Genomic DNA, 26831 nt, shown 5'->3' on the forward strand with positions numbered 1-26831 from the left:
GAGACCTACGGGAAGAAGTGGCCCGGCACGGATCCGGCGAGCGGGCGACCGCGCCTGGCCTCCCTGCGGCAGTGGGGGGCCCGTGGGAAGAGTTCGCCCGGCACGGATCCGGCGAGCGGGCGACCGCGCCTGGCCCCCCTGCGGCAGTGGGGGACCCGTGGGAAGAGCTCGCCCGACACGGATCCGGCGAGCGGGCGGCAGCTTCTGATCACGCCGTCTCACGGCGAGGGTCTGCCGGGAGGTGTTCGATGACCGGCCCGGGCGAACCGCTCCGCGTGGCGGCGGTCGCGCCGTCGCCCGCGATCCCCGCCGCGGCCCTTCCCGGCGAGGACCGCACGGCCACCCCGGCGCAGGCCGCCGCCGCGGCGACCGCCGACGTGCTCGCCGACTTCACCGGCGGGCGGCACCAGGGCGTCGTCGTGGACTCGCCGCCCGGCGCGGGCAAATCCACCCTGGTCGTGACCGCCGCCCGCGCGATCGCCGACGCCGGCGAACCCCTGATGATCGTCGCCCAGACGAACGAGCAGGTCGACGACCTCGCCGTCCGTCTCACCACGGCCGACCCCCGGCTCCGCGTGGGCCGCCTCAGCGCCCGCGGCTACACGCCCTCGCCCCGGGTGGAGGCCCGCGACGGCATCACGATCTCGCACGCCCTCGACGACCTCAAGGGCTGCCCGATCGTGATCGCGACCGCCGACAAGTGGGCCTTCACCAAGGCCGAACGCCTGCCGTGGGCGATCGTCGACGAGGCCTACCAGATGCGCTCGGACAAGCTGCTGCCCATCGCCACCCTCTTTGACCGGGCGCTGTTCGTCGGCGACCCCGGCCAGCTCGACCCGTTCTCGACCGTGGGTGTGGACCGCTGGGCCGGGCTGTCCTGGGATCCCATGCAGAGCGCGGTGGCCGTCCTCGCCCGCCACAACGAGCTGCCCGTGCACCGACTGCCCGTCTCCTGGCGGCTGCCCGCGAGCGCCGCCCCGCTCGTTTCGCGCGCCTTCTACCCCTTCACCGGCTTCCGCTCCGGCACCGGCCCGGGGGAACGCCGCCTGGAGTACACCGCCGCCGGATTCCCCGTCGCCCACGACCGCACCCTCGACGAGGCCGCCGCGTCCGGCTGGGCCCTGCACGAGCTTCCCAGCCGCCACGCCGTACGGACCGACGCCGAGGCGGTGCGCGCCTGCGCCCTGCTCGCCGTACGGCTGCTGCAACGCGGCCCGGTCGCCCACGACGAGCACGGCTCCCACCCGGTCGGCCCCGACCGCATCGCGATCGGCTGCGCCCACAAGGACCAGGTCGCCGCCCTCCGCGCCGCCTGCGCCGCCGCCGGAGCCCCCGACGGCATCACCATCGACACCGCCAACCGCCTGCAAGGCCGCGAATACGACGTCACGATCGTCCTGCACCCGCTCTCCGGCCGCCGCGACGCCACCGCCTTCCACCTGGAGTCCGGCCGCCTGTGCGTGCTCACCTCCCGCCACCGTCACGCCTGCATCGTCGTCGCCCGCGCCGGCATCCCCGAACTCCTCGACGCCCACCCCTCGACCGGCGGCGTCCACCTCAACGTCCCGGTCAAGTTCCCCGACGGCTGGGAGGCCAACCACGCCGTCCTCGACCACCTTTCCCGCCACCGCGTCCCAGCGTGAGGGCGCGGACGGGAAGGTCAGCCGCCGCCGTACGGAACCGTGATGATCTCCAGGAAGTGGCCGTCGGGGTCCTCCCAGTAGACGCCTCGGCCGCCGTCGTTGGTGTTGTACTCGCCCGGGCGGTGCTTGCCGGGGTCGGCCCAGTAGGGGAGACGCAGCTCGCGGATGCGGCCGAAGATGTCGTCGAACTCCTTCTCGGTCACGAGGAACGCGTAGTGCTGCGGGCGGATCGAGCCGGGGACCTCCATGAAGTCCAGCGACACGCCGTTGGCGCACTGCACCACCATGAAGGGGCCGTACGGCTGGGGCTCGTCCAGGCCGAGCAGGTCGGCGAGGAAGCGCGCCGAGCGCCGCTTGTCGGTGGCGTGGACGATGGTGTGGTTGAGCTGTGCAGGCATGTGGGCCTCCGGAATGGGTCACTTCATCGGGTTGTGTGCCCGCTGTCGCTTGAGTGACTCACCCGCCCGCGCCGCAGGCGCACTCGCTGGCCTGCCACACCTGGTGGAAGGCGTCGGCGGGCAGCTCGGCGAGGCCGTCGTCGTGCGGATGTAACGGCTGGTCGGTGAGGAAGCCGTGGTCGTCCTGCGGGTGGCGCCACCAGTACCGGCGGACCTCGCCGCCGGGCGTGATCTCGATCTGCTTGACGGCCCACAGCTCGCCCTCGTCGCCCACGATCGACTCGAACAGCCACCGGCCGCCGCGGCCGTCCACGCCGTACCAGTGACGGCGCTCGGCCTGCGACTCCTCCCATGCGCGGACGAGCACGCCGCGCGGATCCTCGAACATCACCCCAGGCTCTCATCCGGCACCGACAGTTCCGGCGCGGCGAGGATCCGGTTGAGGCGGACGGCCAGGGACGTGTTGCGCCGCATGCCCCGATTGCTCACCGCGATCTCCAGCGCCCGCGCCTGGCCGACCAGCACGACCGTCCGCCGCGCCCGCGTGATCGCCGTGTAGAGCAGGTTGCGCCGCAAGACCAGCGACCCCGCCGCCGTCGTCAACGGAATGATCACGTACGGATACTCGCTGCCCTGCGAGCGATGCACGGTGATCGCGTAGGCGTGCAGAATCTCGTCGAGCTCGTCGTAGCCGTAGACGACCGTCTGCCCGTCGTCCATGGCGATCTCCAGACGCCGCTCCTCCGGCACCAGCCGGGTGATCGTGCCGGACGCGCCGTTGAAGACCCCTTCGGTGCCCTTGTCGTAGTTGTTGCGGATCGGCATGACCTTGTCGCCGGGGCGGAAGACGCGGCCGTCGGTCCAGTACTCCGGCACGCCGGGCCGGTGCGGATTGCGGCGCTCCTGCAGCAGCCGGTTCAGCTCCTCGGCCCCCGCGGCCTTCTGCCGGCCGGGGCACAGCACCTGGATGTCGTCGGGATCGACGCCGCGCCGCGCGGGGATGCGCCGGGTGGCGAGGTCGGCGAGTCGTTCCTGGGCCGCACCATCCGGTGCACGGTCATCGCGGGCAGACCGGTCAGCTCGGCCAGCCGTTTCGCGGCGCGTCCCGTGGGCGCGGCGAGCGCCACCCGCGCCCCTCCGGCCCGCGCCACCTCGGTGATCACCCGTACGGTGAAGCTCTTGCCGCACCCCGGCCCGCCGGTGAGGACGGACACGGTCTCGCGCAACGCCATCTCGACCGCCCGCCGCTGGTCCGGGTGAAGCGCCTCGACCTTCGCCCCTTCGGCCGCCCGCCGTACGCGCTCGGGCAGGCGGGAGGCGGCCTGATGCAGCCGGATCAGCTCGCCGGCGACCGACGACTCGGCCACGTGCAGCCAGCGGGAGAACACGACCGGCTCGGGCTCGGACCGGCCGCCGTCGGTGCCGCCGTCGGTGTCCGGCAGCAGCTCGACGACCGCCTTGCCGTCGGCGCGCAGCCCGTCGAGCCCGGCCCGCAGCGGCTCGGGGTCGGCGTCCAGCACCTCCATGGACTGGGCGATCAGCGACTTCTCGGGCAGGTAGCAGTGGCCCAGCCGCGCGTTCGCCCGATCCAGCACGTGCAGCAGCCCGGCCCGCATCCGCTGCGGGCTCTGCTCGGGGATGCCCACCGCCATCGCGATCCGGTCGGCGGTGTGGAAGCCGATCCCGCGCACCTCCTCCGCGAGCCGGTACGGCTCCTCGCGCACGATCCGCAACGCCTCGTCGCCGAAGACCTGGTGGATGCGGACGGCCAGCGCGGGCGAGAGCCGTACCCCCTGAAGGAAGGTCATCACCTCGCGGATGGCCTTCTGCTCCTGCCAGGCCGCGAGGATCATCCGCATCCGGCCCGGCCCGATGTTGTGCACCTCGACGAGCCGCTCGGGCGCGCCGTCGATGACCGTCAGCGTCTGTTCGCCGAAGTGCCCCACGATCGCGTCGGCGAGCTTGCCGCCGATGCCGCGAATCAGGCCCGAGCCGAGGTAGCGGCGGATCGCGTACACGCTCGCGGGCAGGATGGACACGCACTCGGCCACCGCGAACCGGTCGCCGTGCTCGCCGCCCCGCGACCAGGATCCCGTCAGGCGCACGGTCTCGCCGGGCTGCACCCCGATCAGCGCCCCACCGGCGGCGATCACCATCTCCGCGTCGCCGGAAGCCGCGCCGGCGTCGGCGTCCACAGGGGCGACGCACGCGACGGTGTACCCATCCGGGCCGACATACCGCAGATGGTCGACGACGCCCTCGATGACCAGCCGCGGCTCGTTCATGAGATCCCGTACCACTCCCTCGTTCGCACTTTACTTAGACTTACGTCCATGCGACGACTGAGCAGCACGGTGGTCGTGGTGGCGGGGGAGCGGGCCGCGGAGATCATCCCCGGCCTGGAGAGCCTGCACAACGTGCGCTCCCTCGTGCGCGGCGACCGCACCCCGGCCGAGGTCACCGCCGCGCTCGGGCGGGCCGCCTCGACGTACGTGGTGCACGACGCCGATCCGCTGGCCGCGATCGGCGACGCCTGGACCGGCTTCTTCGACGGCACGGAGCCGGTGGGCGGCCTGGAGGTCGCCATCGAGACCACCCTCGCCGATCTGAACGCCGACCGCCTCGTGCTGCCCGACTACTACATCGTCCTGGAGCCCGATGATCTGTCGCCGACCCGGCGGCACTGGTGGCTGGGCGTACTGGCCGGGGCCGCCCCCGCCCGCGTCGTGCCCGCCGCCGCCTCGGTATCGGCGGTCGCGGCCACGCTCGGCAATCTCTCGGCGGGCCGCTGGTGGCCGTCCGACCTCGGGCGCTGGCTGCGCGAGCTGCCGCGCGTCGTGCCCGATCGGGCGGGCCTGCAGAGCGGCTCCCTCGCCTGATACGCACCGACAAATCGCCGCCCTTTTGGTTTGCCTATACTGATAAGTCCGACATATCGGAAAAGATGCTTTGCCTCCGCCGGGGAATGCATGGGTGCGGACCTGGCTAGGGTGGAATGTGGCGCTAGCCGCCTTTATGGCGTATTCGGGACAACAATCAAGCGCCGCGTCGAGTCTCAGCCTCCGCTCTGGGACCTTCTTCACTCGAAATCATGGAGCATTCATGCTGAAACGAGCACTTGCCGCCGCCGTGGTGGCCGCACCCGCGTTCCTCGTCACCGGCACGATCGGGGCGCAGCCCGCCGGGGCCGTCGTCTCCGCCCCCTGCGCGACGATCGAAAAGGGCACCCCCAGGAGTGCGGACACATCCCAGCAACGATGCCGATGGCGATACAGGTATGGCAGGTACTGCAAGGAATGCTACCGGTACGGCAGTTGGCGTGTGGAGTACTGCAGAGACCGATACCGCGACTACTGAGGAGACGACCGATGCCTCGCGGGCATCGCACGTATGCCGCCCTGCGGGACCTTTCCCGCAGGGCTCCCGGTCCCATCGGTCCGATCGCGCTAAGGGCGCTTGGCCGCGTCCGCCGGTTATCGATCCTTTCAGGCGGTGCTGTCCTTGTTTAGCCGACCCATCACGTTCCGTCCATAGTCCCGTATATGCAGTTCACGACTGTATCGGACGTAGTGATCCGCACTACATCGATTGCCGGATAGCTCCCTCGTTAGACCAAGAAGCTCCGGTATATGCCCTGCCTGCGTACTCTGAGGTAGTCGACTGCGTCCAGTCCGCCGATGACCATGCGTAACCGATGATAATTCTGGTGCAATGTGGCACGTGAATGTCCCTCACAAGACAAAGAGAGGGCTATTGTTGTCCCGCGAGGTCCCCCTAAGTCCGTAAAAACGACCCTGGACCTGGCCGGATCTCTCGGGCTGGATGCCGACGACAACGGAGGTGCCCTCGTTGCCAGGGCGATCACCAGATTCGGATGAGGAATCCCCTCCCTCGGTTCCGTCCCCGCTCACGGAACTCCCCGAGGAGGAGCTGGAGCGGGTCCTCCGAGGCGCGGTCGCCCGAGTGGAGCCCGAAGAACTGCGGGCGGCGGTGAGCGGCTACCCCGCCAACGTGCAGCGCGTGATCTTCCACATGCTGGGCCTGCGCAGGCAGAAGGCGATGACCCCCTCCGTGGCCGCGAACCTCACCTCGATGCTGCGCGGTCCGGGAGCGAAGACGCGCTCCCTGCTCATCGAATTGCTGACCTCCCCCACCATCTACTGCCTGAGCCCCGGCGAGGGACCTTCGCCCGAGGAATGCGCCCGCCTTCTCCAGACGGACACGGCCGAGGCGTTCCTCCGCGAGAACGGCCGCATCGCGACCGGCCTGTACTTCGCGGTTGCGCTCCCCCTCAGCCTCGGCACGCTCGCCCTCGCCGGCGCGGCACGGTACGGCACGCCGCTGGCCCCCGCGGCCCTCGGCCTGCTCGCCGGCACGCCGGACGCGCTCGACGACACGACCGCGGAAACGGCGCGCGGCCTGTGGGGGAAACTGCGGGCGACCGCGCCCGTACTGCCGGAGAACCCCATCGGCCTGCAGGCTCTGCGAGACGTGCTCGTCAACCTGCACACCTGCGAATGCTGCCCGAAGGAGCGCACCCCCGTGCCCGAGGACGCCACCGCCCCCGTCACCCTCCCGATCACCGACACCCGTCAGCTGATGGACCGTCTGCACCAGGGTTTCGCGAACGCCGCCCACGCCGCCGATCGCGCGCGCCAGGCGCTCGTCGAGGGTGCTCGGCCGCAGGACGACGACATCCGGGCGATCGCGGACGCGGTCCAGGACTTCGACAGGCTCGCCGCCCACCTCGTCGCCGAAGCGGCCGGCGCCGGCGTCGGCGCCGAAGACGAGCCCGCCACGCTGCTCGATCTGGAGCAGGTCGCGAACGAGATCGCCACCGCGCGCGATCGGGCGGCCCGCGTCGCCGCCCTCGTCCACCTGACAGGCCCCCAGGTGCTGGAAACCGAGATCATGGAGATCCGCGAAGAGGCGTCGAAGGGCACCTCCAACGGTCTCGAGGCGCTCGCCGCTCTGATCGAGTTGTCCGCCGACGAACAGGGGGCCCTCTACAGCGGCGAAGCGGACGACCTGGAGAACCGCGCTCGCCAGGAGATGCCGCCCCGCTGGCACAAGGTGATTCGGGCCGCCACCAGGGGCCACCTCCGCCTGGAGCCCCTGCCGCAGGGCGATCCGCCCGTTCAGGGAAGCCACGACGAGCCCTCGGCGGGCAATGAGCCGGAGGCGAACCGCGAGGACGAAACCGCCCGCGAAACAAAGAACGGCCAGGACACGGAAACGGAACAAGAGCCCGAGGACCACACCGGCGAAGACGGACCGGCCCGACACACGTATCCGGATGAAGAGGGACCGGCGGGTGAGGACGACGGGGGAGGAGGTCCACCCAGCACCCTCGGCCCCCAAACGCCGCCGCCCCCCGCTGCGGACACGGATCACGAAGGCGACCCGGCACCCTACATCCCCGCGCTCGACGCCGAGCTGGCCGCCCGCTTCGCACCTCCGGCGAGAAAGCCCGCCGCGAAGCCCGACGGCAACGGCGCGACCCCCGCGGACGCGTCCGCCCCCACCGTCGAGGCCGCGGACGGCACGAAACCGACGTCCGAGGCGAACCCGCCCACCCCCGAAAGCCACGCCTCGGGCTGGCAGTACGGCGAAGCGGAGACGGAGGCGCTCCGCACGCACCGGCTCGGCCTCGCCGCATGGCTGCGCCGCGCCGCAGGACGTCCCGACGGCGAATTCGCCGCCCGGCGATGCGCCGCGCTCGCCGACCGGACCACCAGATTCACGGGACGTCTGTCGGCGGCCTTCGTGGACATCGCCCGCCGAATCCGCCCGGACGACCTGTCCGACGACCCGGGCGGCAGGTTGCTCGCCTGGAGCGCCGCGATCCGGGCGGGCCTGATCCAGCCCACCGTGGAGGCCGCCCGACTGCTGGACGAGCTCACCCCGCAGTCCTCGTCCTATCCGGCGTTGCACGAGTGCGGCACGGTGTTCGGCCGCGCCCTGAAGAGCGGGGTCTATCTGATCCCGACCTACTCCAACCAAATCCGAGGCGTGGTCGAAGCGGAGGACGACCATGATCGCGCGGTGACCGTGTGCGCCCGCCTGCTGGACGAGCTGCCCCGCCGGAAGATCAAGTTCGCTCGCGCGACCGACGTGTGGAAGAGCCTCATCCGCCCCGAGGGACGCATCGGACGACTGCTCGGCGTCGCGGCGAACGACGACGTCGCCCGCCTCCACGAAGTGGTTCAGGAACTCGACGAACTACGCGGCGGCGCGGTCGTCGACCGTCTCATCGACGCCGAATACCGGAGCGTCTCCGGCGCAAGCAACAAGAAGATCATCGCAGGGCCGCGGGTGAAGCTGGCCGAACTGATCGACGAGGCCGTGACCCACGTCGCCACCTGGGCGGCGGCCGTCCGCGAGGTCCAGGCACGCGATCCCGACGGCTCCGGCGAATGGCTGACCCGCGGGCTGGCCGAACTCCGGCAGACCCTGGCCGCCAACCGTCCCGTGCTCTCGGCGGAGATGACCGCGCTGACCGGCGGCCGTGACCCGGGCGCCGTCGAGGCCGCCCTCAAACTGCTCGACGCCACGGCGCGTCTGCTCGACGGCGAGCCGCTCGGCGAACACGAGCCCGACGCCCCCGTCGTCCTCAACCAGGATCTGCTGCTCGCGCCCGAGGTACCCGTCGACGCGGAGACCCTGGAAGCGCTCGAGCGCCCCGCGCCGCAGGTGCTCGTCGAGATCGCCGCCATGACCGACGCGGACTGGCGGGCCGCGTTCGACGGCCGCGCGGCCCGGGACGACCACGAGGGCACCGACGCCATCATCAAGGTCATCACGGACACCGACCCCGATCTCGCCGCGGAGCTCCGGCAGGAGCGGGACCGGCTGGTGACGGCCGCGAGCCACGGCCGCGACCAGCGCGTCGAGCATGTCCGCGACCGCCTCGCCGAGTGGCGCAGGGACGGCGTGCTCCCCGAGACCGACGCCACCCGTTTCGAGGTCCGGCTGCAGGCCCTCGCCCACCCCGACCGCAGCGACTTCGGCCGCATCCGCAGGGAACTGGACGACGTGGAGACCGAGGCGGCCCGGATCCGCGCCGCCCAGATCGCCGCCGAGGAGGAGCGGCTGTCCCGGAAGGCCGCGGCGAACCCGGACGTACGGCAGGCCGAGGCGGCGATCAGGAAATATCTCGCCAGCGGCGATCTCACCACGGCCCGCGAATGCCTGGCCCAGGCCGAGGCGGGCAAACAGCCCCCCGCGTACACCGAGAAGATCGACCACCTGCGCTGCTTCTTCCCCGCCTTCCCCCGGGCGTTCGCGGACGCCGCCGCGAGCATGGCCGGACGCCGGGGCCGCAGGCAGGAGGGCGACGGCTGGATCACCGTCCTGTTGGAGGCGATCCGCGAGGACGCCGAGGTGGCCGACCCCATGCTCCGCGACACGTTGCGCCAGGCGGGCATCGACCACCACGCCCTGCAGCGCAGCTGCCGCGAGAACTCCGCGAAAGGGCTGCGGCAGTGGCGGGCCATGTCCGAGGACCCGAGGAGCCGGGAAATCCTGCGATCACGCATCGAGGCCGTGCTGCGGATCATCGGTCTTGAGGGTCGGCCGGAGACGATCACGGCCGCGGAGAACCGGATGTGGACGAAGCTGTCCGACGTGCCGCCGCGCGACGCCCCGCTGCCCGAGTTCGGGTCCCGGATGAGCCCGTCCGGCGACAGCCTGCGGCTGCTGCTGGTGTGGAAGCAGCCGGGCCCCCAGCAACTGACCGACTGGCTGCGCGACGAACCCGAGGACCGCAGCGTCCTGGTGTTCTACTTCGGCGTGCTCTCCCCGGCACAGCGCGAGCAACTCGCCGCGACCGCCCGCCGCCGCCCCCGCCCCCCGGCCCTCGTCGTCGACGACGCGGCGATCAGTTACCTGGCCTGCCTGCCGGAGGCGAGCTGGGCGGCCACGGTGAGCCTGCTCGCCCCCTTCAGCGCCCCCAACCCGTACGCGCCGACCGGCGACGTCCCGGTCGAGATGTTCTACGGACGGACGGCGCAGCTCGAACAGGTCACCGGCAGGTCGGGTTCGTCGATCGTGTACGGCGGACGCCAACTCGGCAAGTCCGCCCTGCTGCGCAAGGCCGAGCGGGACATCCGCAAGAACGACCCGGGCCGCGTAGTGATCATGGACACGATCCAGGAGATCGGCAAGGTGTCCCTGGAGCACACGCTGTGGACCAGGCTCGCCACCCTGCTGGCGAAGGAGGGCGTGCTGCCGGTGTCGGACGCCTCCCTCAAGGACCGCACCCGCATCTGCCAGGCGGTGAAGCACTGGATCGACGAGGACCCGGACCGCCAGTTGCTGATCCTGCTCGACGAGGCCGACGCCTTCCTCACCCAGGACGCGGCGAACGCGAACTTCGTCAACGTGCAGGCGCTGCGCGACCTCATGCAGGTCACCGAGAACCGTGTCAAGGTGGTGTTCGCCGGGCTGCACCAGACCGAGCGCTTCCACAGCCTGTCCAACCAGCCGCTGCCGCAACTCGGCACGCCGATCCCGGTGGGCCCGCTCGACCCGCAGGACGCCTTCGACCTGCTCACCCGCCCGCTCGGCGCGCTGGGCTTCCGCTTCCCGCCCACGCTGGCCGCGCGGGTGATCGCCGAGGCGAACAACGCCCCCGCGCTGATCCAGCTGTTCGCCGACGCGCTGCTCAAGCGGCTGCGCCGGGTGCCGGTGCAGAGCCAGGGCCTGCCGTACGAGATCACCCGGGAGGACGTGGCCGCGGTCTGGCGGGACAAGACGCTCGCCGCCGGCTTCCGCGACCGCTTCGAATGGACCCTCAACCTGGACAAGCGGTACAAGGTCATCGCCTACACGGTGGCGTTCAACGCGTTGACGAACGGCGTCGACACGACCCTCACCGTCGCCGAGCTGCGCGGCCAGTGTCTCTACTGGTGGCCGACCGGCTTCGAGAAGTGCACCACCGACGGTTTCCGCGGCCTGCTGGAGGAGTGCGTCAACCTCGGCGTGCTCGCCTCCGACGAGGACCGCTACCGCCTGCGCACCCCCCACGTGCTCACCCTGCTCGGCGGCGAAGACGAGATCGGCGCGGTGCTGGAGAACGCCGAGGAGTTCGACCTCCCCGACTCCTTCGACGCGCACTTCTACCGCGCCGCCTACAAGGGCGGCCCGGACCGCTCACCGCTCACCGCCGGCCAGGCCGGCTGGCTGCTCGGCCCCCGCAACATCGTCCATCTCATCACCGGCTCCCCGGCGCTGCACATCGAGCGGGTGGAGGCCGCGCTTGAGGAGGAGGCGGCACGGCAGGGCATGGCCCACGTGCTGCGCGCCACCAAGTACACCTTCGACGGCGCGATCAGGAGGGCCCGCGACTCCGGCGACCACGGCATCGTCGTGGTCAACCTGCGCGACCGCGGCCGCCGGCAGGCGCTCGCCAAGCTCAAGGAGGCGGTCGAGGCGGTCGCCGCACGGCACGCGGGCAGCGTCGCCGTGGTGATGATCGCCCCGCCCGAGCTCGCCTCGCTGTGGACGGCGGTCTCAACGGGTTCTGCGGAGGTCGGCCGTGCCGTCTCCCCGCTGGAACTGCGACGGTACGAGGCGCTCGACGTACGCCAGTGGATGAACGACCCCGACCTCGACTTCCTGGATGAGGCCTGGCAGGCCGAACTGCTGGCCTGCACCGGCGGCTGGCCCTTCCTCATCAGCAAGGTGCTGGAGAACTCCAAGCCCGTCCGCGAGCAAAGCTTCGACGCCTGCCGCGACTGGCTCGAGGCGAACGCCGACGCCTTCGTCCAGGCGACCGGCGTACGCGCGGACCCCGCCCTCTCCACCGCGTGGGATCTCCTCATCGACCTCGGCCCGGAGCGCCCCGAGGACCTCGCCGACTACCTCGCCATGGCGGCCGAGGACGGCCACGACCCACTGCGCGCCGACTCCCTCCGGCACCTCGGCTACGCGACCAGCACCGACGTGATCGAGGTCCTCCGCATGCTCGGCGCCCTGGTTCCCCGGTCCAACGGCGCCCTTGCCCCCGAACCGGTCCTCACGAAGGCCACACGCGACGCCCGGAAGCAAAAGGGGACGACATGAGCCCCGACCCGTTGTCCGGCCTGCTGCTCGCCACCGCGGAGCCTCGCCGCGAGCGCACCAACGCCCGGACGATCACCATCGACGACCGGAACACCAGTCGCACTGTCTCATCAAGTAAAGGCTGGATGAATGGATCTGACAGCTTGATAACGGCCATCAAGAGCGAACAATCGCTGACCTATCGAAACCTGTTTCAAGTCCAGCCATTCCTCCCATGAGGGTGGAGCATGCGTGGAGGTGACGGGCGGCGGGTCGGACCCCGTGGTCGTGCGTCACAGCAAGAACCCCGCAGGGCCTGTGCTCGTCTTCGCCGGCGACGAGCGGAGGACGTTCATCCGCGGCGTTGAGGCCGCACACGTCATCGCGTAACAGAGGCAGGCGTGTCGCCGTACGCGAGCAGACCGGCCGCCGCAGTCCACGCCAGTGGTTGTGCACGTTGTGGGTGAGCCGTGCATGCGGGACGATTTAAGATGATCGGGATGACGGTCATGCGGTGGCCCCGCCGGTACGGCGGTGCGAGGGTGCCAGGCGCGGCCCGTCGTCGGGCGAGGGGGTTGGCGCCGGTAGCTGGCTCACGTGGTGGTTCACGGGGTCGCTCATCGGATAGTAGGTGGACTGCGGGGACGACACGGGCGTCCAATCGGTCCATGCGTTCGCGGGCGGAATACGTCCGGCGGCGCGGCTGCTGGTGGCACCCGGAGGAAGGACATTGATGCGAGACGATGTCATGGTCAATGCCGCGGACATCGCCCGAATCGCGGATGTCGGCCGGGCGGCGGTGAGCAACTGGCGTAAGCGGTTCGACGACTTTCCCAAGCCGATCGGCGGCACCGCGACCAGCCCCGCGTTCTCCCTCGCCGAGGTCGAGCAGTGGCTGCGCCGCCACGACCGATATGTCGAGGTGTCCCCGCTTGAGCGGGTGTGGCAGGGGCTGCGCAGCACGGGCGACGATCTGCGGCTGGGCGAGGCGGTCGGCAACACCGGCCAGTTTCTGCTCTACCTGATGCGGGACGAGGCCGGCTGGCGCAAGCTCGCCCGGCTCCCGGACGAGGAGATGCTCATCCGGCTTCCGTCCGCCATGGCCGAGGTCGTCACGGAACTGCCCGGCGAGTCGCCGCGCGAGGTGCGGGTGGACGCCTCGCAGGTCCGCGCCATCGCGGACCTGTGCCGGGACCTCGGGCCGGTGGACGCCTTCGACGGCATCTGCGAACGCTACGTGGACGCGCACTCCCGGCGTCTGCTCGCCACCCCGGACGATGTGGCCGCGCTCATGGCCGCGCTCGCGGCCACGGCGGGCGGGACGGTGCTCGACCCATCGTGCGGCATCGGCACGCTGCTGCTCGCCTCCGGCGCCACCCGGGCGATCGGCCAGGACATCAGCGTAAGCGCTTCCCGCCTCACCGCCATCCGCCTGCTGCTGCGGGGCATGAACGCCGTCATCCGCAGCGGCGACTCGCTGCGCGCCGACGCCTTCGCGGGCGAGCGCGTCGACGCGGTCGTGTGCAACCCGCCGTTCAACGACCGAGGCTGGGGCTACGAGGAGCTCGCCAACGACCCCCGCTGGGAGTACGGCCTGCCTCCCCGGGGCGAGTCCGAGCTCGCCTGGGTCCAGCACTGCCTCTCCCATGTACGCCCCGGCGGCCTGGCCGTCGTCATGATGCCGGGCGTGGCCTCCAGCAGGCGGCCGGGCCGGCGCATCCGCGGCAACCTGCTGCGCGCGGGCGCGCTGCGGGCGATCGTGACCCTCTCGGTGGGGGCCGCGCCCGCGTCGAGCGGTGCTCCGGACCTGTGGGTGCTACGCCGTCCGATACCCGGCGACAGCCCGCCCTCCGACCTGCTCATGATCAACGCGGGAGAGGACCTCGCCCTCGCCGAGGCGGCCTGGCGGGCGTACAACGACCAGACCGATCTCCCCTCGGCCGCCCGCACGATGCGGATCATCGACCTGCTCGACGAGGAGGTCGCCCTCTCGCCCACGCACCGCGTGCCGCCCCAGCCCCAGTCCGAGCCGTCGGCCTTCCCCCGGGTCCGCGAAGAGGCCGTCGCCGCGCTGGCCAAGCTGAGCGTACCCGAGCTGATCCCCCTGACCCGGCGGCGCGACCTGCCGATGACCAACGTCGGCGAACTGGCCAGGGCCGGTGTCGTCACCATCCTCCAAGGCCCGATCAAGCTGAACGTCGAACGCGGCCCACACCCCGTCCTCACCACCAAGGACCTGTTCTTCGACCGCGCCCCGACCGGACGCGCCGAGGACGAGGAGGGCCTGATCACCGTCGAGCCCGGCGACGTCGTCGCCCCCATGATCGCCCGCAGCGACACCGTCCCCCGCGTGATCCGCGAGGGCGGCGCGGCCCTCGGCCCGCAGCTTCTGCTGTTCCGCCTCGACGCCGAGCGCCTCGACCCCTACTTCCTCGCCGGCTGCCTCCGCGTGACCGGCGAGTCCAGCATCCGCCTCGGCTCCTCCGCCCGCGTGGACCCCCGCCGCGCCCAGCTCCCGCGCCTCCCCATCGAGGAGCAACGCGTGTACGGCGAGGCGTTCCGTCGCCTCCTCGACTTCGAGAACGAGCTCCGGCGCCTGCGCGCCGTCGGCGACGACCTGGTACGCCTGGGCTTCGACGGCCTCCTCGACGGCACCCTGGAATCCGGCTGACGGGCACCGGGCCACGGCAGGGCCTTGTTGACCTCGTCGGCGTACGTCCACCGGAGGCCGCGCGGAACGCGCAGCGAATGAAGGCGGCTGGTTGAGGCCGGAGTAGCCGACGCCGGACGCGGACAGTACCCAAGTGCCGGGCTCGGCCGCGGTCCTGGCCACCGTACAGGAGCAGGGCGCGCGTCGGCTCCTCGTCGCGTCCCACGAGCGGATGCGTCTCAGAACTGAACAGCACAGCGACACCTCCGGATCGGCACGCCCCCGCCTGCGGCCGAAGCGTGCTCCCCGTCGGAGAAGGGTGCTTCCGGCGCCACCCCATAAAACGATGAGTTTTCAGCGACCGCCGGGTCGGACAAGAAGTCAGGTTCTGTCATCTAGGCACGATAATGTACTCTCTACAACGTATAGAGTTACAGGGGAGTCATGACCGAGTTCATCAAGATCACCGGCGCCCGTGAAAACAATCTGAAGAACGTCTCGCTGACCATCCCCAAACGCAAGATCACCGTCTTCACCGGCGTGTCGGGGTCCGGCAAGTCGTCGATCGTGTTCGACACCATCGCCGCCGAGGCGCAGCGGCAGCTCAACGAGACCTTCACCGCGTTCGCGCGCAACTTCCTGCCCAGCTACGGGCACCCGGATCTGGACACGATCGAGAACATCTCGGCGGCGATCGTGGTGGACCAGAAGCGGATCGGGGGCAACTCACGGTCCACGGTGGGCACGATCACCGACATCGCGCCGTTGCTGCGGCTGCTGTTCTCCCGGGCGGGCGAGCCGTACGTGGGGTATGCGAACTGCTTCTCCTTCAACGACCCGCAGGGGATGTGCCCGCGCTGCGACGGTATCGGGCGGATCACGGCCCTCGACCTGGACGCGTTCCTCGACCGGTCCAAGTCCCTGAACGAGGGGGCGCTGCTGCACCCCGACTTCAAGGTGGGCTCCTGGTACTGGCAGATCTACATCGCCTCGGGGCTGTTCGACAACGACAAGCCGCTGGCCGACTACAGCGAGGCCGAATGGCGGGTGCTGCTGCACGGCTCGGGGTCCAAGGTTCCGCTCGAATGGCAGGGCGGCACGATCAACACCGGCTATGAGGGCATCGTCGAGAAGTTCACCCGGCTCTACCTCGCCAAGGACGCCGCCGCGATGTCCGACCGCAGCCGGGAGGTCTTCGAGCGGTTCACCCACTCGGAGGTCTGTCCGGAGTGCGCGGGGGCGCGACTGAACGCCACGACGCTGAGCTGCAGGATCGACGGCCGCAACATCGCCGAGATGTCGGCGCTTGAGGCGACCGAGCTGGTGGAGGTACTGCGCGGCGTGGACGCGCCGCAGGCCGGGCCGGTGCTGGAGAGCCTCATCGACCGGCTGAGCGACCTGATCACGATCGGGCTCGGCTACATCACCCTGGACCGGCCGATGACCACGCTGTCGGGCGGCGAGTCGCAGCGGGTCAAGATGGTGCGGCACCTCGCCAGCAGCCTGGTGGACATGACGTACATCTTCGACGAGCCGAGCGTCGGCCTGCACCCGCGCGACGTGCAGCGACTCAAGAAGCTGCTGGTCAAGCTGCGCGACAAGGGCAACACCGTGCTCGTCGTCGAGCACGACCGGGACGTCATCGAGATCGCCGACCACGTGATCGACGTCGGCCCGAAGGCCGGCACCCACGGCGGCGAGATCGTCTTCGCCGGCGACGTGGCGGCGCTGTGCGAGGCCGACACGCTGACGGGCCGGTTCATGCGGCACGCGCTGCCGATGAAGACCGCCTACCGGCAACCGACCGGCGTGATGACGGTCCGCGACGCCACGCTGCACAACCTGAAGAACGTCACCGTCGACATCCCGGTGGGCGTGCTCACCGTTGTGACCGGCGTGGCCGGGTCGGGCAAGAGCAGCCTCATCAACGAGGTCTTCCTGCGCGAGCACCCCGACGCGATCGCCATCGACCAGAGCGCCGTCGCCGCCAACCGCCGCTCCAACCTGACCACATACACCGGCATCCTCGACCCGATCCGCAGGCTGTTCGCCAAGGCCAACGGCGTCAGCCCGTCGCTGTTCAGCGCCAACTCGACCGGCGCCTGCCCCGACTGCCAGGGACTCGGGCTCATCTACACCGACCTCGCGTTCATGGAGGGCGTCAAGTCCACCTGCGAGACCTGCGGCGGGCGCCGCTTTAAAGAGGAGGTGCTCGCGTACGGGCTGCGCGGCAAGTCGATCAGCGACGTGCTGGAGATGACCGCCGCCGAGGCCGTCGAGTTCTTCACCGAGAAGAAGATCCGCGACGTGCTGCGCGCCGTCAACGACGTCGGCCTCGACTACCTGCGGCTCGGCCAGCCGCTGTCCACGCTCTCCGGCGGCGAGTGCCAGCGCGTCAAGCTCGCCACCGAACTGCACAAGAAGGGCAGCGTGTACGTCATGGACGAGCCGACCACCGGCCTGCACATGTCGGACGTCTCACACCTGCTCGCGGTCATCGACCGCCTGGTGGACCAGGGCAACTCCGTCGTCGTCATCGAGCACAACCTCGACGTCATCAAGAACGCGGACTGGATCATCGACCTAGGCCCCGAGGGCGGCACCGACGGCGGACGCGTCATCTTCGAAGGCACCCCCGCCGACCTCCTCGACGCCCCGAACTCACACACCGCCGAGTTCCTGCGCCGCGACCTCGCGAACACGCTGGCGGCCGCGTCCGCCTGAGTCTCGCCGACCGTAGAGACCTCAGCCTGCTCAACAGCCTGATCAACGAACGCGCATCCGATCGGAGCTAGACCCATGTCCGCCGCACCGTCCTCCCGAAAAGATCTCCCCGTTTTCCTCGTCGTCGCATTCGGCCTGTCCTGGTTGGCCGCTGTGCCGGTCTGGCTGGGCGGCGGGCTGTCCTCCCCGCTCGTCTACCTCGTCGGCACCGCGATGATGGCCACCCCCTCGCTCGGCGTACTCGCGGTGTGGCTGCTGAACCACCGCGATGTCCCGCTGCGCAAGTGGGCCGCTCAAACCGGCCTCGGGTTGGGCGAGTCGAAGAAGCGAACGTTCGCGCTGGTCGCGGCGGCCTGGCTCGGCATCCCGCTGCTGGCCGTCCTCGCCATCGCCGTGAGCGCCGCGCTCGGGCTCCTCACCCTCGACATCGCCGGGCTCAGCCTCTTCCGTCAGACATTGGAGCGATCCACTCCCGGCGCGACACTGCCCGCCGACCCCGCCATCCTCGCCGCCGTCCAGATCGGAACCGCCCTGCTGATCGCGCCGCTGCTCAACGCGATCCCGGCCCTCGGCGAGGAATGGGGCTGGCGCGGCTGGCTCCTGCCCCACCTGACGCGCCTCGGCACCGCCCGCGCGCTCCTGCTGTCCGGCGTCATCTGGGGCGCCTGGCACGCCCCGCTCACCCTGCTCGGCTACAACTACGCCGAACTCGGCCCCTGGGCGGCCCTCGCCTTCGTCGGGTTCTGCGTCATTTTCGGCGTCGTGCTCGGCTGGACCCGCCTGTACGCAGGCAGCGCTTGGCCCGCCGTCTTCGGCCACGCCACCCTCAACGCCTGGGGCGGCCTTCCCCTGATCATCGGCGACGCCGCCGCCCCGCCCAACCTGTTCCTCGCTGGCATCACCGGCCTGGTCGGCTGGGCCCTGCTCGCCATCCCCGCCGCCGTCGTCCTGCGCCGCTGGCCGGTGGGGTCTGAGGCCCGCACTGCCGCAGGGGTCGGTTAGGCACTTACGGAGCACACCCCGGCCCCGCCATCAGTGGCCGGGGTGTCCGTGTTGTCGGCCTGGGCATCGTGCATGAGCGCCGGGCCGCGCCGTGCATCTGCGCGCCGACCCGGCGCTCGAAAAGGCGGCCAGCGAGCAGAGGAGTTTGCTTGTCCGTCGGCTTGGCGGTGTCTTCGGTGTGCCGGGTCGTTCGCTGCTGGGCGTCGGCCCGGCATCGGTGGGACCGGTCGTTTGGGCTAGTCGAGCACCGTGGTGACGGTGCCGCCGCCGACGGTGCGGCGGCCCTCAAGGAGTTTGCTCGCCCGTCGGCTTGGCGGTGTCTCCGGTGTGCCGGGCCGTTCGCTGCTGGGCGTCGGCCCGGCATCGGTGGAGCCGGTCGGTCGGGCTAGTCGAGCACCGTGGTGACGGTGCCGCCGCCGACGGTGCGGCGGCCCTCGCGGATGGCGAAGCCGAGGCCCGGTTCCAGGGCGATCGGCTTGCCGAGGGCGACCGTGACGGTGACGGTGTCGCCGGGGAGGGCGAGGTCGTCGCCGCCGAGGTGCAGTTCGCCGGGGACGTCCGCGGTGCGCAGGTAGAACTGCGGGCGGTAGCCGGAGGCGATGGCGGTGCGGCGGCCGCCCTCGGCCTCGGTGAGCAGGTAGATCTCGGCGGTGAACCGGGTGTGGGCGGTGATGCTGCCGGGGGCCGCGAGCACCTGGCCGCGCCGTACCTGGTCACGGCGGACGCCGCGGAGCAGGAGGGCGGCGTTGTCGCCGGCCTCGCCGTACTCCATGGTCTTGCCGAAGGTCTCGACGCCGGTGACGACGGCGGTGAAGCCCTCGCCGAGGCCCACGGCGGCGACGCTCTCACCGACGCGGATGCGGCCGCGCTCGATCGCCCCGGTGACCACGGTGCCCCGGCCGGTGACCGTGAGCACGTTCTCCACCGGGAGCAGGAACGGCGCGTCGGTGTAGCGGACCGGGAGCGGGATGTGGTCGTCGACCGCCTGGAGCAGGTCGTCGATCGCGGAGACCCACACCGGGTCGCCCTCCAGCGCGCGCAGCCCGGAGACCCGCACGATGGGCGCGTCCGGGTAGCCGTGCTCGGCGAGCAGCTCGCGCAGCTCCAGCTCGACCAGGTCGATGAGCTCCGGGTCGGCCCCGTCGGCCTTGTTGAGCGCGACGACCACGTGCCCGACGCCGACCCGGCGGGCGAGCAGCACGTGCTCGCGCGTCTGCGGCATGATGCCGTCCTGCGCGGAGACGACGAGGATCGCGCCGTCGAGCTGCGCCGCACCCGTGATCATGTTCTTCACGTAGTCGGCGTGACCGGGCATGTCCACGTGCGCGTAGTGGCGGCTCGCGGTCTCGTACTCCACGTGCGAGATGTTGATCGTGATGCCCCGGGCCGCCTCCTCCGGCGCACGGTCGATCCGCTCGAAGGGGACGTAACGGGCACCGCCGTGCCCGCTGAGCACTTTGGTGATCGCGGCGGTGAGGGTTGTCTTCCCGTGGTCGACGTGACCCATGGTCCCTATGTTGAGATGTGGCTTGTCGCGTACGTAGGCCTGCTTGGCCATGACCGGTCCTCGAGATGGTGTTGACCCAGAAGGTGGTGACCCGAGCGTTGGACAACCCTCCCCCGTCGGGTCACTCGGGACGTCCGGGGAAGGGTCAGCGCTCCGCGCCGTCGAGCGGCGATGCCGCCAGGGCCGTCGGGGCCGCCAGGTCAGCCAGGTCAGCCAGGGCTGCCAGGAGTGCACCGGTCAGTGCGGCACGCGCGATCGCGCCCGCGACGGCGGGCGTGACGAGGTGTGCATGCCGGATCATGCCGCCCATGGTGGGTCACGTCACATCGCGTCCGCAACAGGTTTTTGGGAGGCTGGTCAAGTGGTGGTTCGGCGTTTATGCACCATATGCTCCTATTCGGCCGCAGGACGATGAGGATGATTGATGTCTGAAACCGAGTTCCCGCTCATCCAGTTCATGCGCGAGGCGTTCGACCCCGTGCCCGAGCTGGGGCAGATCCGAGCCGAGAAGGCCGTCTACCCCCTGACCATTCCGGGCGGTGGCACGGTGTGGTTCGTCACCCGCTACGAGGACGTGCGGGCCGTGCTCGGCGACTCCGAGCGGTTCAGCAACGACTTCGGCAACGTCACGGGCATGGGCTCCCAGCAGGAGGACCCGGGCGGGCTCGGCTTCCGCGACCCGCCGGAGCACACCCGGCTGCGCAAGCTGCTCACCCCGGAGTTCACCGTACGGCGGCTGCGCAGGTTGGAGCCCCGCATCGAGGCGATCGTGAACGGCCGCCTCGACGCCATGGAGAAGCAGGGCCCGCCGGTCGACTTCGTCAAGGCGTTCTCGCTGCCGATCCCGTCGCTGGTGGTGTGCGAGCTGCTCGGCGTGCCCTACGAGGAGCAGGCCAGGTTCGAGCGGCTCGCCAAGGACCGGTTCGACTTCTCGGCCGGGCCGGAGGCGTCGCTCGCGGCGGTGAACGAGTCGATGGCCTACCTCACCGACCTGGTGGCCCGCGAGCGCCGCAACCCCGGCGACGGGCTGCTCGGCATGCTGCTGCGCGAGCACGGCGACGACCTGAGCGACCGCGAGCTGGCGAGCCTCGCCGACGGCCTGCTCACCGGCGGCCACGACACCACCACGAGCATGCTCGGGCTCGGCACGCTGTGGCTGCTGCGCAACCCCGACTACTTCGCCCAGGTGCGCGACGGCGACGAGATCGTCCCCGGGCTGATCGAGGAGCTGCTGCGCTACATGACCGTGGTGCAGGTCGCCTTCCCCCGCTTCGCCCGCGAGGACCTCGAATTCGCCGGTCAGCAGATCAAGAAGGGCGAGATGGTGCTGTGCTCGCTGATCGGCGCCAACCGCGACCCCGCGCTGCGCGGCGAGGGCGACCCGGACCTGGACTGCGTGGCCCCCGCCCGCGACATGCCCCCGCACATGGCCTTCGGGCACGGCATTCACCACTGCGTGGGCGCGCCCCTCGCCCGGCTGGAAATGCGCATCGCCTTCCCCGCGCTGGTGCGCCGCTTCCCCACGCTGCGTCTCGACGTGCCGTGGGAGGAAGTCCCGTTCCGGAAACTGTCAATTGTCTACGGGCTCGAATCGCTGCCCGTGGCCTGGTAGACGCCGGAAGCTTCGGCGCTCCAGGTGGGCTACGACACCCGTACCGCTGAACCGGCCTGGAGCTGAGCGGACTAATTTCACAAACCAGGCGTCATCTCATCTACGCCCGCGAACCCGAGCCGGCGCTCTTGACCCGGCTCGGGTCGTTCGCCTCAAAGGCGGCGGCGAGGATCGCGGAGATTCGCCCTCGCTCGCTCACCGGAAGGCCGTGTTTCTTCGCCCAGGCCCGGATCTCGGCCGAGCGCTCGCGGTCGCCGCCGCCCGAGGTACGGCCGCGGCCGCCCTTGCCGCGGGTCGCGGTGGCGGGGGCGGTGGCCCTGCGCGCCGCGGACTGATACGGCTGCAACAACTGACGCAGCTTCTTGGCGTTGCTCTCCCGCAGGTCGATCTCGTAGTAGACGCCGTCAAGCCCGAATTTGACCGTCTCGTCGGCGAGTTCGCCGTCGAGGTCGTCCGTGAGGGTAACGACGGTCTTCTGTGCCATCGTGTTGCCTTCCTTAAAAAGGGGTGCCCCGTAAGAATGCTCTGCGGGAAGCTTAGGGCATCCGAGAGTTCTTTACCTCCGTTGTCCGAAAAATCCAGTTGGGAAAGTCATTGGTGAACGTACCGTAGTAGCAGAATCACCGATCCATGATTTTCCATGGTCAGGCGGCATGGGCATGACGATTCACCGCAAACCTGCCGTAAGACGGGATTTGACGATTCGGTTGTTCTTTCAGGAAAAGGTATCGGGTCGGCCCGCCGGGTGGCGCGGGGCCGGGACCGCGATCCGTGTCCCCGATCCGTGTCCCCGATCCGTGTCCCCGATCCGTGTCCCCGATCCGTGTCCTACGTCACATGCGGCGTCAACCTGAAGATCACCACTCGCGTCACACTGGTATGCGCCACGGACAGGAGAGCATTCAGGTCGCGATGATCCGCCTGCTGCGGCTTGGGCTCACTCGGCAGATGCGGATCCTGCTGGGACTCATCGTCGCGGCGATCGCCCTGTGCTCCTTCATCGCCGGCATCGTCGTCGGCAGCCTCGACCGGTCGGGGGACATCGACGGCGAGTGCCTGGCGATCCGCCAGGACAGCACCAAGATCATGGAGGAGGCGCGGCGCTACAAGCCGGACACCGCGCTGCACCGCCTCAAGGCCCGCACCTCGCTCTACCAGGTGATCAACAACAGCGGCTGCTTCTCGGCGATCGACCTCGCCACCGCGCAGGCGGCGCTCGACGAGCTCAACATTCCGCAGCCCACACCGGACCCACCGCAGTGACCAGCCCCAGGACCAGCCCTAGGCCCAGCCCCAGGACGAGCCCCAGGACCAGCCCCAAAAGAACAGCCGTCAGGACAGCGGCGTGGACATCATCTGATCGACGAGCGAGGTGGTGTGCTTGGCGTGCCGGAACAGCGGATGCGCCAGCACGTCCCGCAGGAACGACAGGTTCGTGCACAGCCCCGGCCCGCTGATCGTGAACTCGCCCAGCGCCCGGTCCATCCGCGCCAGCACCTCCTCCCGCGTCGGCGCCCACACCGCCACCTTCGCGATCAGCGGGTCGTAGTCGGCGGTGACGCGCAGGTTCGGCACCGCGTGCGTGTCCACCCGCGTGAACGGCCCGCCCGGCGGCTCGAACCGCTCGATCAGGCCCGGCGCGGGCAGGAAGTCGCGGAACGGGTTCTCGGCGTTCACCCGGCACTCCAGGGCGACGCCGTACGGGACCACGTCCTCCTGGCGGCGCGCGAGCGGCCGTCCGGCGGCGATCAGCAACTGCTCGCGGACCAGGTCGATGCCGGTCACCATCTCGCTGATCGGGTGCTCCACCTGCAACCGGCAGTTCGCCTCGATGAAGAACACCCCGCCGTCCTCGTCGAGCACGAACTCGAACGTGCCCGCCCCGACGTACCCGGCCGCCCGCGCCGCCCGCACCGCGAGCGTGCCGATGCGCTCGATCGCCTTCTCCGGCAGGTTCGGCGGCGGCGTCTCCTCGATCAGCTTCTGCCTGCGGCGCTGAATCGAGCAGTCCCGTACGCCAAGGTGAATGACGTTGCCATGCCCATCGGCGAGCACCTGCACCTCGATGTGCCGCGCCGCGTCCACGTACTTCTCGACGTACACGCGCGGATCGCCGAACAGCGCCATCGCCTCCCGGCGGGTCGCCCCGAACGCGGGCAGGAATTCGCCCGGCTCGCGCACCACCGTCATCGCCCGGCCGCCGCCGCCCGCCGCCGCCTTGATCACGACCGGATAGCCGGCCTCGTCCGCGACGCGCTTGGCCTCGGCCGGATCCGTGCCGTCGGCGCCCCCCATGCCGCCGGGCAGCACGGGAAGCCTCGCCTCGATGGCGAACGCGCGGGCGGACGCCTTGTCGCCGAGCCGGGCGATCACCTCCGGCGGCGGGCCGATCAGCGCCAGGCCGTGCGCCTGGCAGATCTCGGCGAACTCCGGGTTCTCCGACAGGAAGCCGTAGCCCGGATGGATCGCGTCCGCGCCGGTCTGCAGCGCGGCCGACACGATCGCCGCCGCGTTGAGGTAGCTGCGCTTCGGCTGTGGCGGGCCGATCTGGATGGACTCGTCGGCCTGCCGTACGGCCGGGGTGTCCCGGTCGGCGGTCGAGTGGGCGACCACCACGCGGATGCCCATCTCGCGACAGGTCCGCAGGACGCGCAGCGCGATCTCGCCGCGGTTGGCGATCAGGACCGTGTTGAACATGGCACTCCCGTCACTGGCCGTCGCACGGCACAAGAACGATCAATGGCTGGTCGTATTCGACCGGCGAGCCGTCGTCGGCGATGACCTCGACGACCCTGCCGGGCCGTTCGGCGACGATCGGGTTCATGAGCTTCATCGCCTCGACGATGCCCACCTGCTGCCCGGCCTCCACCGTGTCGCCCACCTCCACGTACGGCGCGGCCCCCGGCTCGGGTGCCCGGTAGAAGGTGCCGACCATCGGCGAGGCCACCACGAACGTCGCCTCGCCGTCCTTGAAATGGTCGAAATGGTCGCCCCGCTCGTGCCGGCCGCCGCGACGCGGGTCGCCGCCGTTACGCCCCCCGTCGCCGTTGGCGGAGACCCGCCCCGGCGAGACCGGCACGCCCGCGCGCTCGGGCGGCGGCGCCCACTCGACCTCGACCGTCGTGCCCCCGCAGGTGACGGCCATCCGGCGCAGCGGCCCGCCGCCGACGTGGTTGAGCTCGACCGCGTACCCGGCGACCCAGGCGAGCAGGTCCTCCGGCCGCGACCTGCTGACCGGGTTCGGCCCGGAACCTGTCGCCTCGGTCATGCGGACACCTCCACGGCCGCCGCGCCGAAGGCCCGGAATCGCCGGGTCCGCTCGGCGACCAGTCGCGCCGGGTCGAGGCCGGCGAGCTCGTACAGGGTGGCGGTGACGGCGCGCCGTACCAGCTGGGCGGCGCGCGGCGGGTCCTCGTGCGCGCCGCCGTCCGGCTCGGGGATGACGGCGTCGATCACGCCGTGCCCGAGCAGGTCCCGCACGCCGAGCCGGAGCGCCGCCGCCGCCTGCGGCGCGGCGCTCGCGTCCCGCCACAGGATCGCCGCGCAGCCCTCCGGGCTGATCACCGAGTAGACCGCGTTGGCGAGCGCGAGCACCCGGTCGGCCACGGCCAGCGCCAGCGCCCCGCCGCTGCCGCCCTCGCCGGTCACCACGGCGACGACGGGCACGGTGAGCCGGGACATCAGCCGCAGGTTCTCCGCGATCGCGTGCGCCTGCCCGCCCGCCTCGGCCTCCACGCCCGGATAGGCCCCCGGGGTGTCGACGAGCGTGACGATCGGCAGGCGCAGCTTCTCGGCGAGCCGCATGAGCCGCGCCGCCTTGCGGTACCCGGCCGGGGACGACATGCCGAAGTTGCGCGCCACCAGTTCCCGTGTGTCGTGCCCCTTCTGGTGCCCGATCAGCATCACCGGTACGCCGTCGACGCGGCCGATGCCGCCCACGATCGCCGGGCAGTCCCCGGACACCCGGTCGCCGCACAGTTCGATGAAGTCGTCGAGCAGCCAGCCGGTGTAGTCGAGCGTCGTCGGCCGTCCCGGGTGCCGCGCCAGCCGTACCGTCCGCCAGGCGTCCCGCACCGGCAGTTCCTCGGCACGGCGGGCCAGCGGCGGCGCGTCGTCGCGCCACGCCGCGGGCAGCGCGCGATCGCCCCGGGCCCACGCGGCGGCGTCCAGGATCTGGGCGATGGCCGGGCGCAGCGCGGCGCGCGGCCGTATCGCGTCGATCAGGCCCTGGCCGAGCAGGGTCTCGGCGGTCTGGAAGCCCTCCGGCAGCGGCTGCCGGATCGTCTGCGCGATCACCCGCGGCCCGGCGAAGCCCAGGTGCGCGCCGGGTTCGGCGAGGATGACGTCGCCGAGGGTCGCGTAGGAGGCCGCCACGCCCCCGTACGTCGGATCGGTGATCAGCGAGATCACCGGGACCCCGGCGGCGTCGAGCGCGCCCAGCGCCTGCGCGGTCTTGACCATCTGCATCAGCGACAGGACGCCCTCCTGCATGCGGGCGCCGCCCGAGGCGCTGACGATCAGCAGCGGCGTCGCGGTCGCCAGCGCGTGCTCGGCCGCGGCGGTGATGCGCTCGCCGACCGCGCAGCCCAGGCTGCCGCCGAGAAAGGCGAAGTCCATCACCGCGGCCACGACCGGCCGGCCGAGGATCGTGCCGGACGCGCACAGCACCGCCTCGTCGAGCCCCGTGCCGCCGCGGGCCTGCGCCAGCCGATCCCGGTACGGCCGGGTGTCGGCGAAGCCGAGCGGGTCGTCCAGGGTGGGCGCGGCGTCGAGGGGGATCACCGGGTGCGCGTCGAGGAGCGTGCTCAGGCGCTCGTGCGCGCCGAGCCGGTCGTGGTGGCCGCAGTGCGGGCAGACGCGCAGGTCGCGGACGAAGTGCTCGGCGTACACCAGGTCACGGCATCCACCGCAGCACAGCCATCGTGCGGTCGCCCGGGTATCGAGTCGCATGTGTCCTCCAGTCGGCACTCCTTCGGCCACGCTGGAGCAGGGCGCTCAACGCTCGCTGGAGCGGCGCTGGTGGCGGTCGGCGACGAGCGGCATATCACCGGAAATTAAGTGGCCGCGATCGTCATCGGGCGGTTCCGGACTCGGTCAACGCGGGGCCGCCCGCGACGGTGTGAGGTCAAAAATCTGGCGGGCGTTGCGGGATGCTGCGGAGATCCGGTCACGACCTGCGGATTTCGCGGGTCTCCGATGTGGGCATTGATCTGATTTGGTGGGGTTCATCGGCCCGCCGAGGCCCGCTGGC

General features: G+C 70.9%; 21 protein-coding genes. 11 read left to right on the forward strand and 10 right to left on the reverse strand.

The annotated features are described in order from the left end of the window. Positions 1-248 precede the first annotated feature (248 nt). A complete protein-coding gene (locus AB0K60_RS35600; protein WP_364065564.1) occupies positions 249-1643 on the forward strand; it encodes an AAA family ATPase in 1395 nt (464 codons plus the stop codon). Positions 1644-1660: 17 nt separating this feature from the next. Here the strand turns inward: AB0K60_RS35600 and AB0K60_RS35605 are convergent, their stop codons facing one another. The 4 genes from AB0K60_RS35605 to AB0K60_RS35620 are packed head-to-tail and all read right to left on the reverse strand — an operon-like array spanning position 1661 to position 4326. Then, positions 1661-2041: a VOC family protein gene (locus AB0K60_RS35605; RefSeq protein ID WP_364065567.1), complete on the reverse strand. Its 381-nt coding sequence runs from the start codon at positions 2039-2041 to the stop codon at positions 1661-1663. 58 nt (positions 2042-2099) lie between these two features. Then, positions 2100-2429: a hypothetical protein gene (locus AB0K60_RS35610; RefSeq protein WP_364065570.1), complete on the reverse strand. Its 330-nt coding sequence runs from the start codon at positions 2427-2429 to the stop codon at positions 2100-2102. Then, positions 2429-3004, reverse strand: a complete 576-nt coding sequence (locus tag AB0K60_RS35615) for an ATP-dependent RecD-like DNA helicase (protein WP_364065573.1) — start codon at positions 3002-3004, stop codon at positions 2429-2431. Before AB0K60_RS35615 ends, AB0K60_RS35610 begins: the two co-directional genes overlap by 1 nt. Beyond that, positions 2959-4326, reverse strand: a complete 1368-nt coding sequence (locus AB0K60_RS35620; protein WP_364065576.1) for a helix-hairpin-helix domain-containing protein — start codon at positions 4324-4326, stop codon at positions 2959-2961. Before AB0K60_RS35620 ends, AB0K60_RS35615 begins: the two co-directional genes overlap by 46 nt. A 48-nt stretch (positions 4327-4374) precedes the next feature. Here AB0K60_RS35620 and AB0K60_RS35625 point away from each other — a divergent pair, with 48 nt between their 5' ends. The 8 genes from AB0K60_RS35625 to AB0K60_RS35660 all read left to right on the forward strand — a co-directional run bounded on the left by AB0K60_RS35625 (position 4375) and on the right by AB0K60_RS35660 (position 18461). Beyond that, positions 4375-4920: a hypothetical protein gene (locus AB0K60_RS35625; protein WP_364065579.1), complete on the forward strand. Its 546-nt coding sequence runs from the start codon at positions 4375-4377 to the stop codon at positions 4918-4920. A 223-nt stretch (positions 4921-5143) separates the two neighbouring features. Beyond that, a complete protein-coding gene (locus AB0K60_RS35630) occupies positions 5144-5398 on the forward strand; it encodes a hypothetical protein (protein WP_364065582.1) in 255 nt (84 codons plus the stop codon). 492 nt (positions 5399-5890) lie between these two features. Further along, entirely contained in the window at positions 5891-12106 is a 6216-nt protein-coding gene (locus tag AB0K60_RS35635) for a hypothetical protein (protein WP_364065585.1), read from the forward strand. Next, complete coding sequence (locus AB0K60_RS35640; RefSeq protein WP_364065588.1) at positions 12103-12324, forward strand: hypothetical protein; 222 nt, start codon at positions 12103-12105, stop codon at positions 12322-12324. The genes AB0K60_RS35635 and AB0K60_RS35640 overlap by 4 nt, the downstream gene beginning before the upstream one ends. A gap of 19 nt (positions 12325-12343) precedes the next feature. Next, positions 12344-12475: a DUF397 domain-containing protein gene (locus AB0K60_RS35645; RefSeq protein ID WP_364065660.1), complete on the forward strand. Its 132-nt coding sequence runs from the start codon at positions 12344-12346 to the stop codon at positions 12473-12475. A 343-nt stretch (positions 12476-12818) separates the two neighbouring features. After that, the gene (locus AB0K60_RS35650) at positions 12819-14756 is read left to right on the forward strand and encodes an N-6 DNA methylase (RefSeq protein WP_364065591.1); all 1938 of its coding nucleotides are present in this window, start codon (positions 12819-12821) and stop codon (positions 14754-14756) included. A gap of 423 nt (positions 14757-15179) precedes the next feature. Then, complete coding sequence (locus tag AB0K60_RS35655) at positions 15180-17459, forward strand: excinuclease ABC subunit UvrA (RefSeq protein WP_364065594.1); 2280 nt, start codon at positions 15180-15182, stop codon at positions 17457-17459. 153 nt (positions 17460-17612) lie between these two features. After that, on the forward strand, positions 17613-18461 hold the full coding sequence (locus tag AB0K60_RS35660; RefSeq protein ID WP_364065663.1) for a CPBP family intramembrane glutamic endopeptidase: 849 nt from the start codon (positions 17613-17615) through the stop codon (positions 18459-18461). Between the two features lie 385 nt (positions 18462-18846). On the opposite strand, the gene tuf is transcribed toward AB0K60_RS35660, so the two are convergent. Both tuf and AB0K60_RS35670 read right to left on the reverse strand, forming a co-directional pair. Further along, complete coding sequence (gene tuf / locus AB0K60_RS35665) at positions 18847-20019, reverse strand: elongation factor Tu (RefSeq protein WP_364065597.1); 1173 nt, start codon at positions 20017-20019, stop codon at positions 18847-18849. A gap of 94 nt (positions 20020-20113) precedes the next feature. Then, a complete protein-coding gene (locus AB0K60_RS35670; protein WP_364065600.1) occupies positions 20114-20278 on the reverse strand; it encodes a hypothetical protein in 165 nt (54 codons plus the stop codon). A gap of 114 nt (positions 20279-20392) precedes the next feature. Here AB0K60_RS35670 and AB0K60_RS35675 point away from each other — a divergent pair, with 114 nt between their 5' ends. Then, positions 20393-21580 (forward strand): cytochrome P450, encoded by a 1188-nt coding sequence (locus AB0K60_RS35675; RefSeq protein ID WP_364065604.1) that lies wholly within the window; start codon positions 20393-20395, stop codon positions 21578-21580. Positions 21581-21680: 100 nt separating this feature from the next. Here AB0K60_RS35675 and AB0K60_RS35680 read toward each other — a convergent pair whose 3' ends face one another. Beyond that, positions 21681-22064 (reverse strand): Lsr2 family protein, encoded by a 384-nt coding sequence (locus AB0K60_RS35680; RefSeq protein WP_364065607.1) that lies wholly within the window; start codon positions 22062-22064, stop codon positions 21681-21683. Between the two features lie 395 nt (positions 22065-22459). Between AB0K60_RS35680 and AB0K60_RS35685 the strand changes: the two genes are divergently transcribed. Next, a complete protein-coding gene (locus tag AB0K60_RS35685) occupies positions 22460-22843 on the forward strand; it encodes a hypothetical protein (RefSeq protein ID WP_364065610.1) in 384 nt (127 codons plus the stop codon). 69 nt (positions 22844-22912) lie between these two features. Here AB0K60_RS35685 and AB0K60_RS35690 read toward each other — a convergent pair whose 3' ends face one another. Genes AB0K60_RS35690 through AB0K60_RS35700 form a run of 3 tightly spaced genes read right to left on the reverse strand, consistent with a single transcriptional unit; the run spans position 22913 to position 26530 of the window. Beyond that, positions 22913-24277: a biotin carboxylase N-terminal domain-containing protein gene (locus AB0K60_RS35690; protein ID WP_364065613.1), complete on the reverse strand. Its 1365-nt coding sequence runs from the start codon at positions 24275-24277 to the stop codon at positions 22913-22915. Between the two features lie 10 nt (positions 24278-24287). Beyond that, on the reverse strand, positions 24288-24848 hold the full coding sequence (gene accB, locus AB0K60_RS35695; protein ID WP_364065616.1) for an acetyl-CoA carboxylase biotin carboxyl carrier protein: 561 nt from the start codon (positions 24846-24848) through the stop codon (positions 24288-24290). Further along, positions 24845-26530, reverse strand: coding sequence for an acetyl-CoA carboxylase carboxyltransferase subunit alpha (locus AB0K60_RS35700; RefSeq protein WP_364065619.1), 1686 nt, complete (start codon positions 26528-26530; stop codon positions 24845-24847). The genes accB and AB0K60_RS35700 overlap by 4 nt, the downstream gene beginning before the upstream one ends. Positions 26531-26831 lie beyond the last annotated feature (301 nt).

Source organism: Thermopolyspora sp. NPDC052614, assembly GCF_040678635.1.
Taxonomy (GTDB): domain Bacteria; phylum Actinomycetota; class Actinomycetes; order Streptosporangiales; family Streptosporangiaceae; genus Thermopolyspora.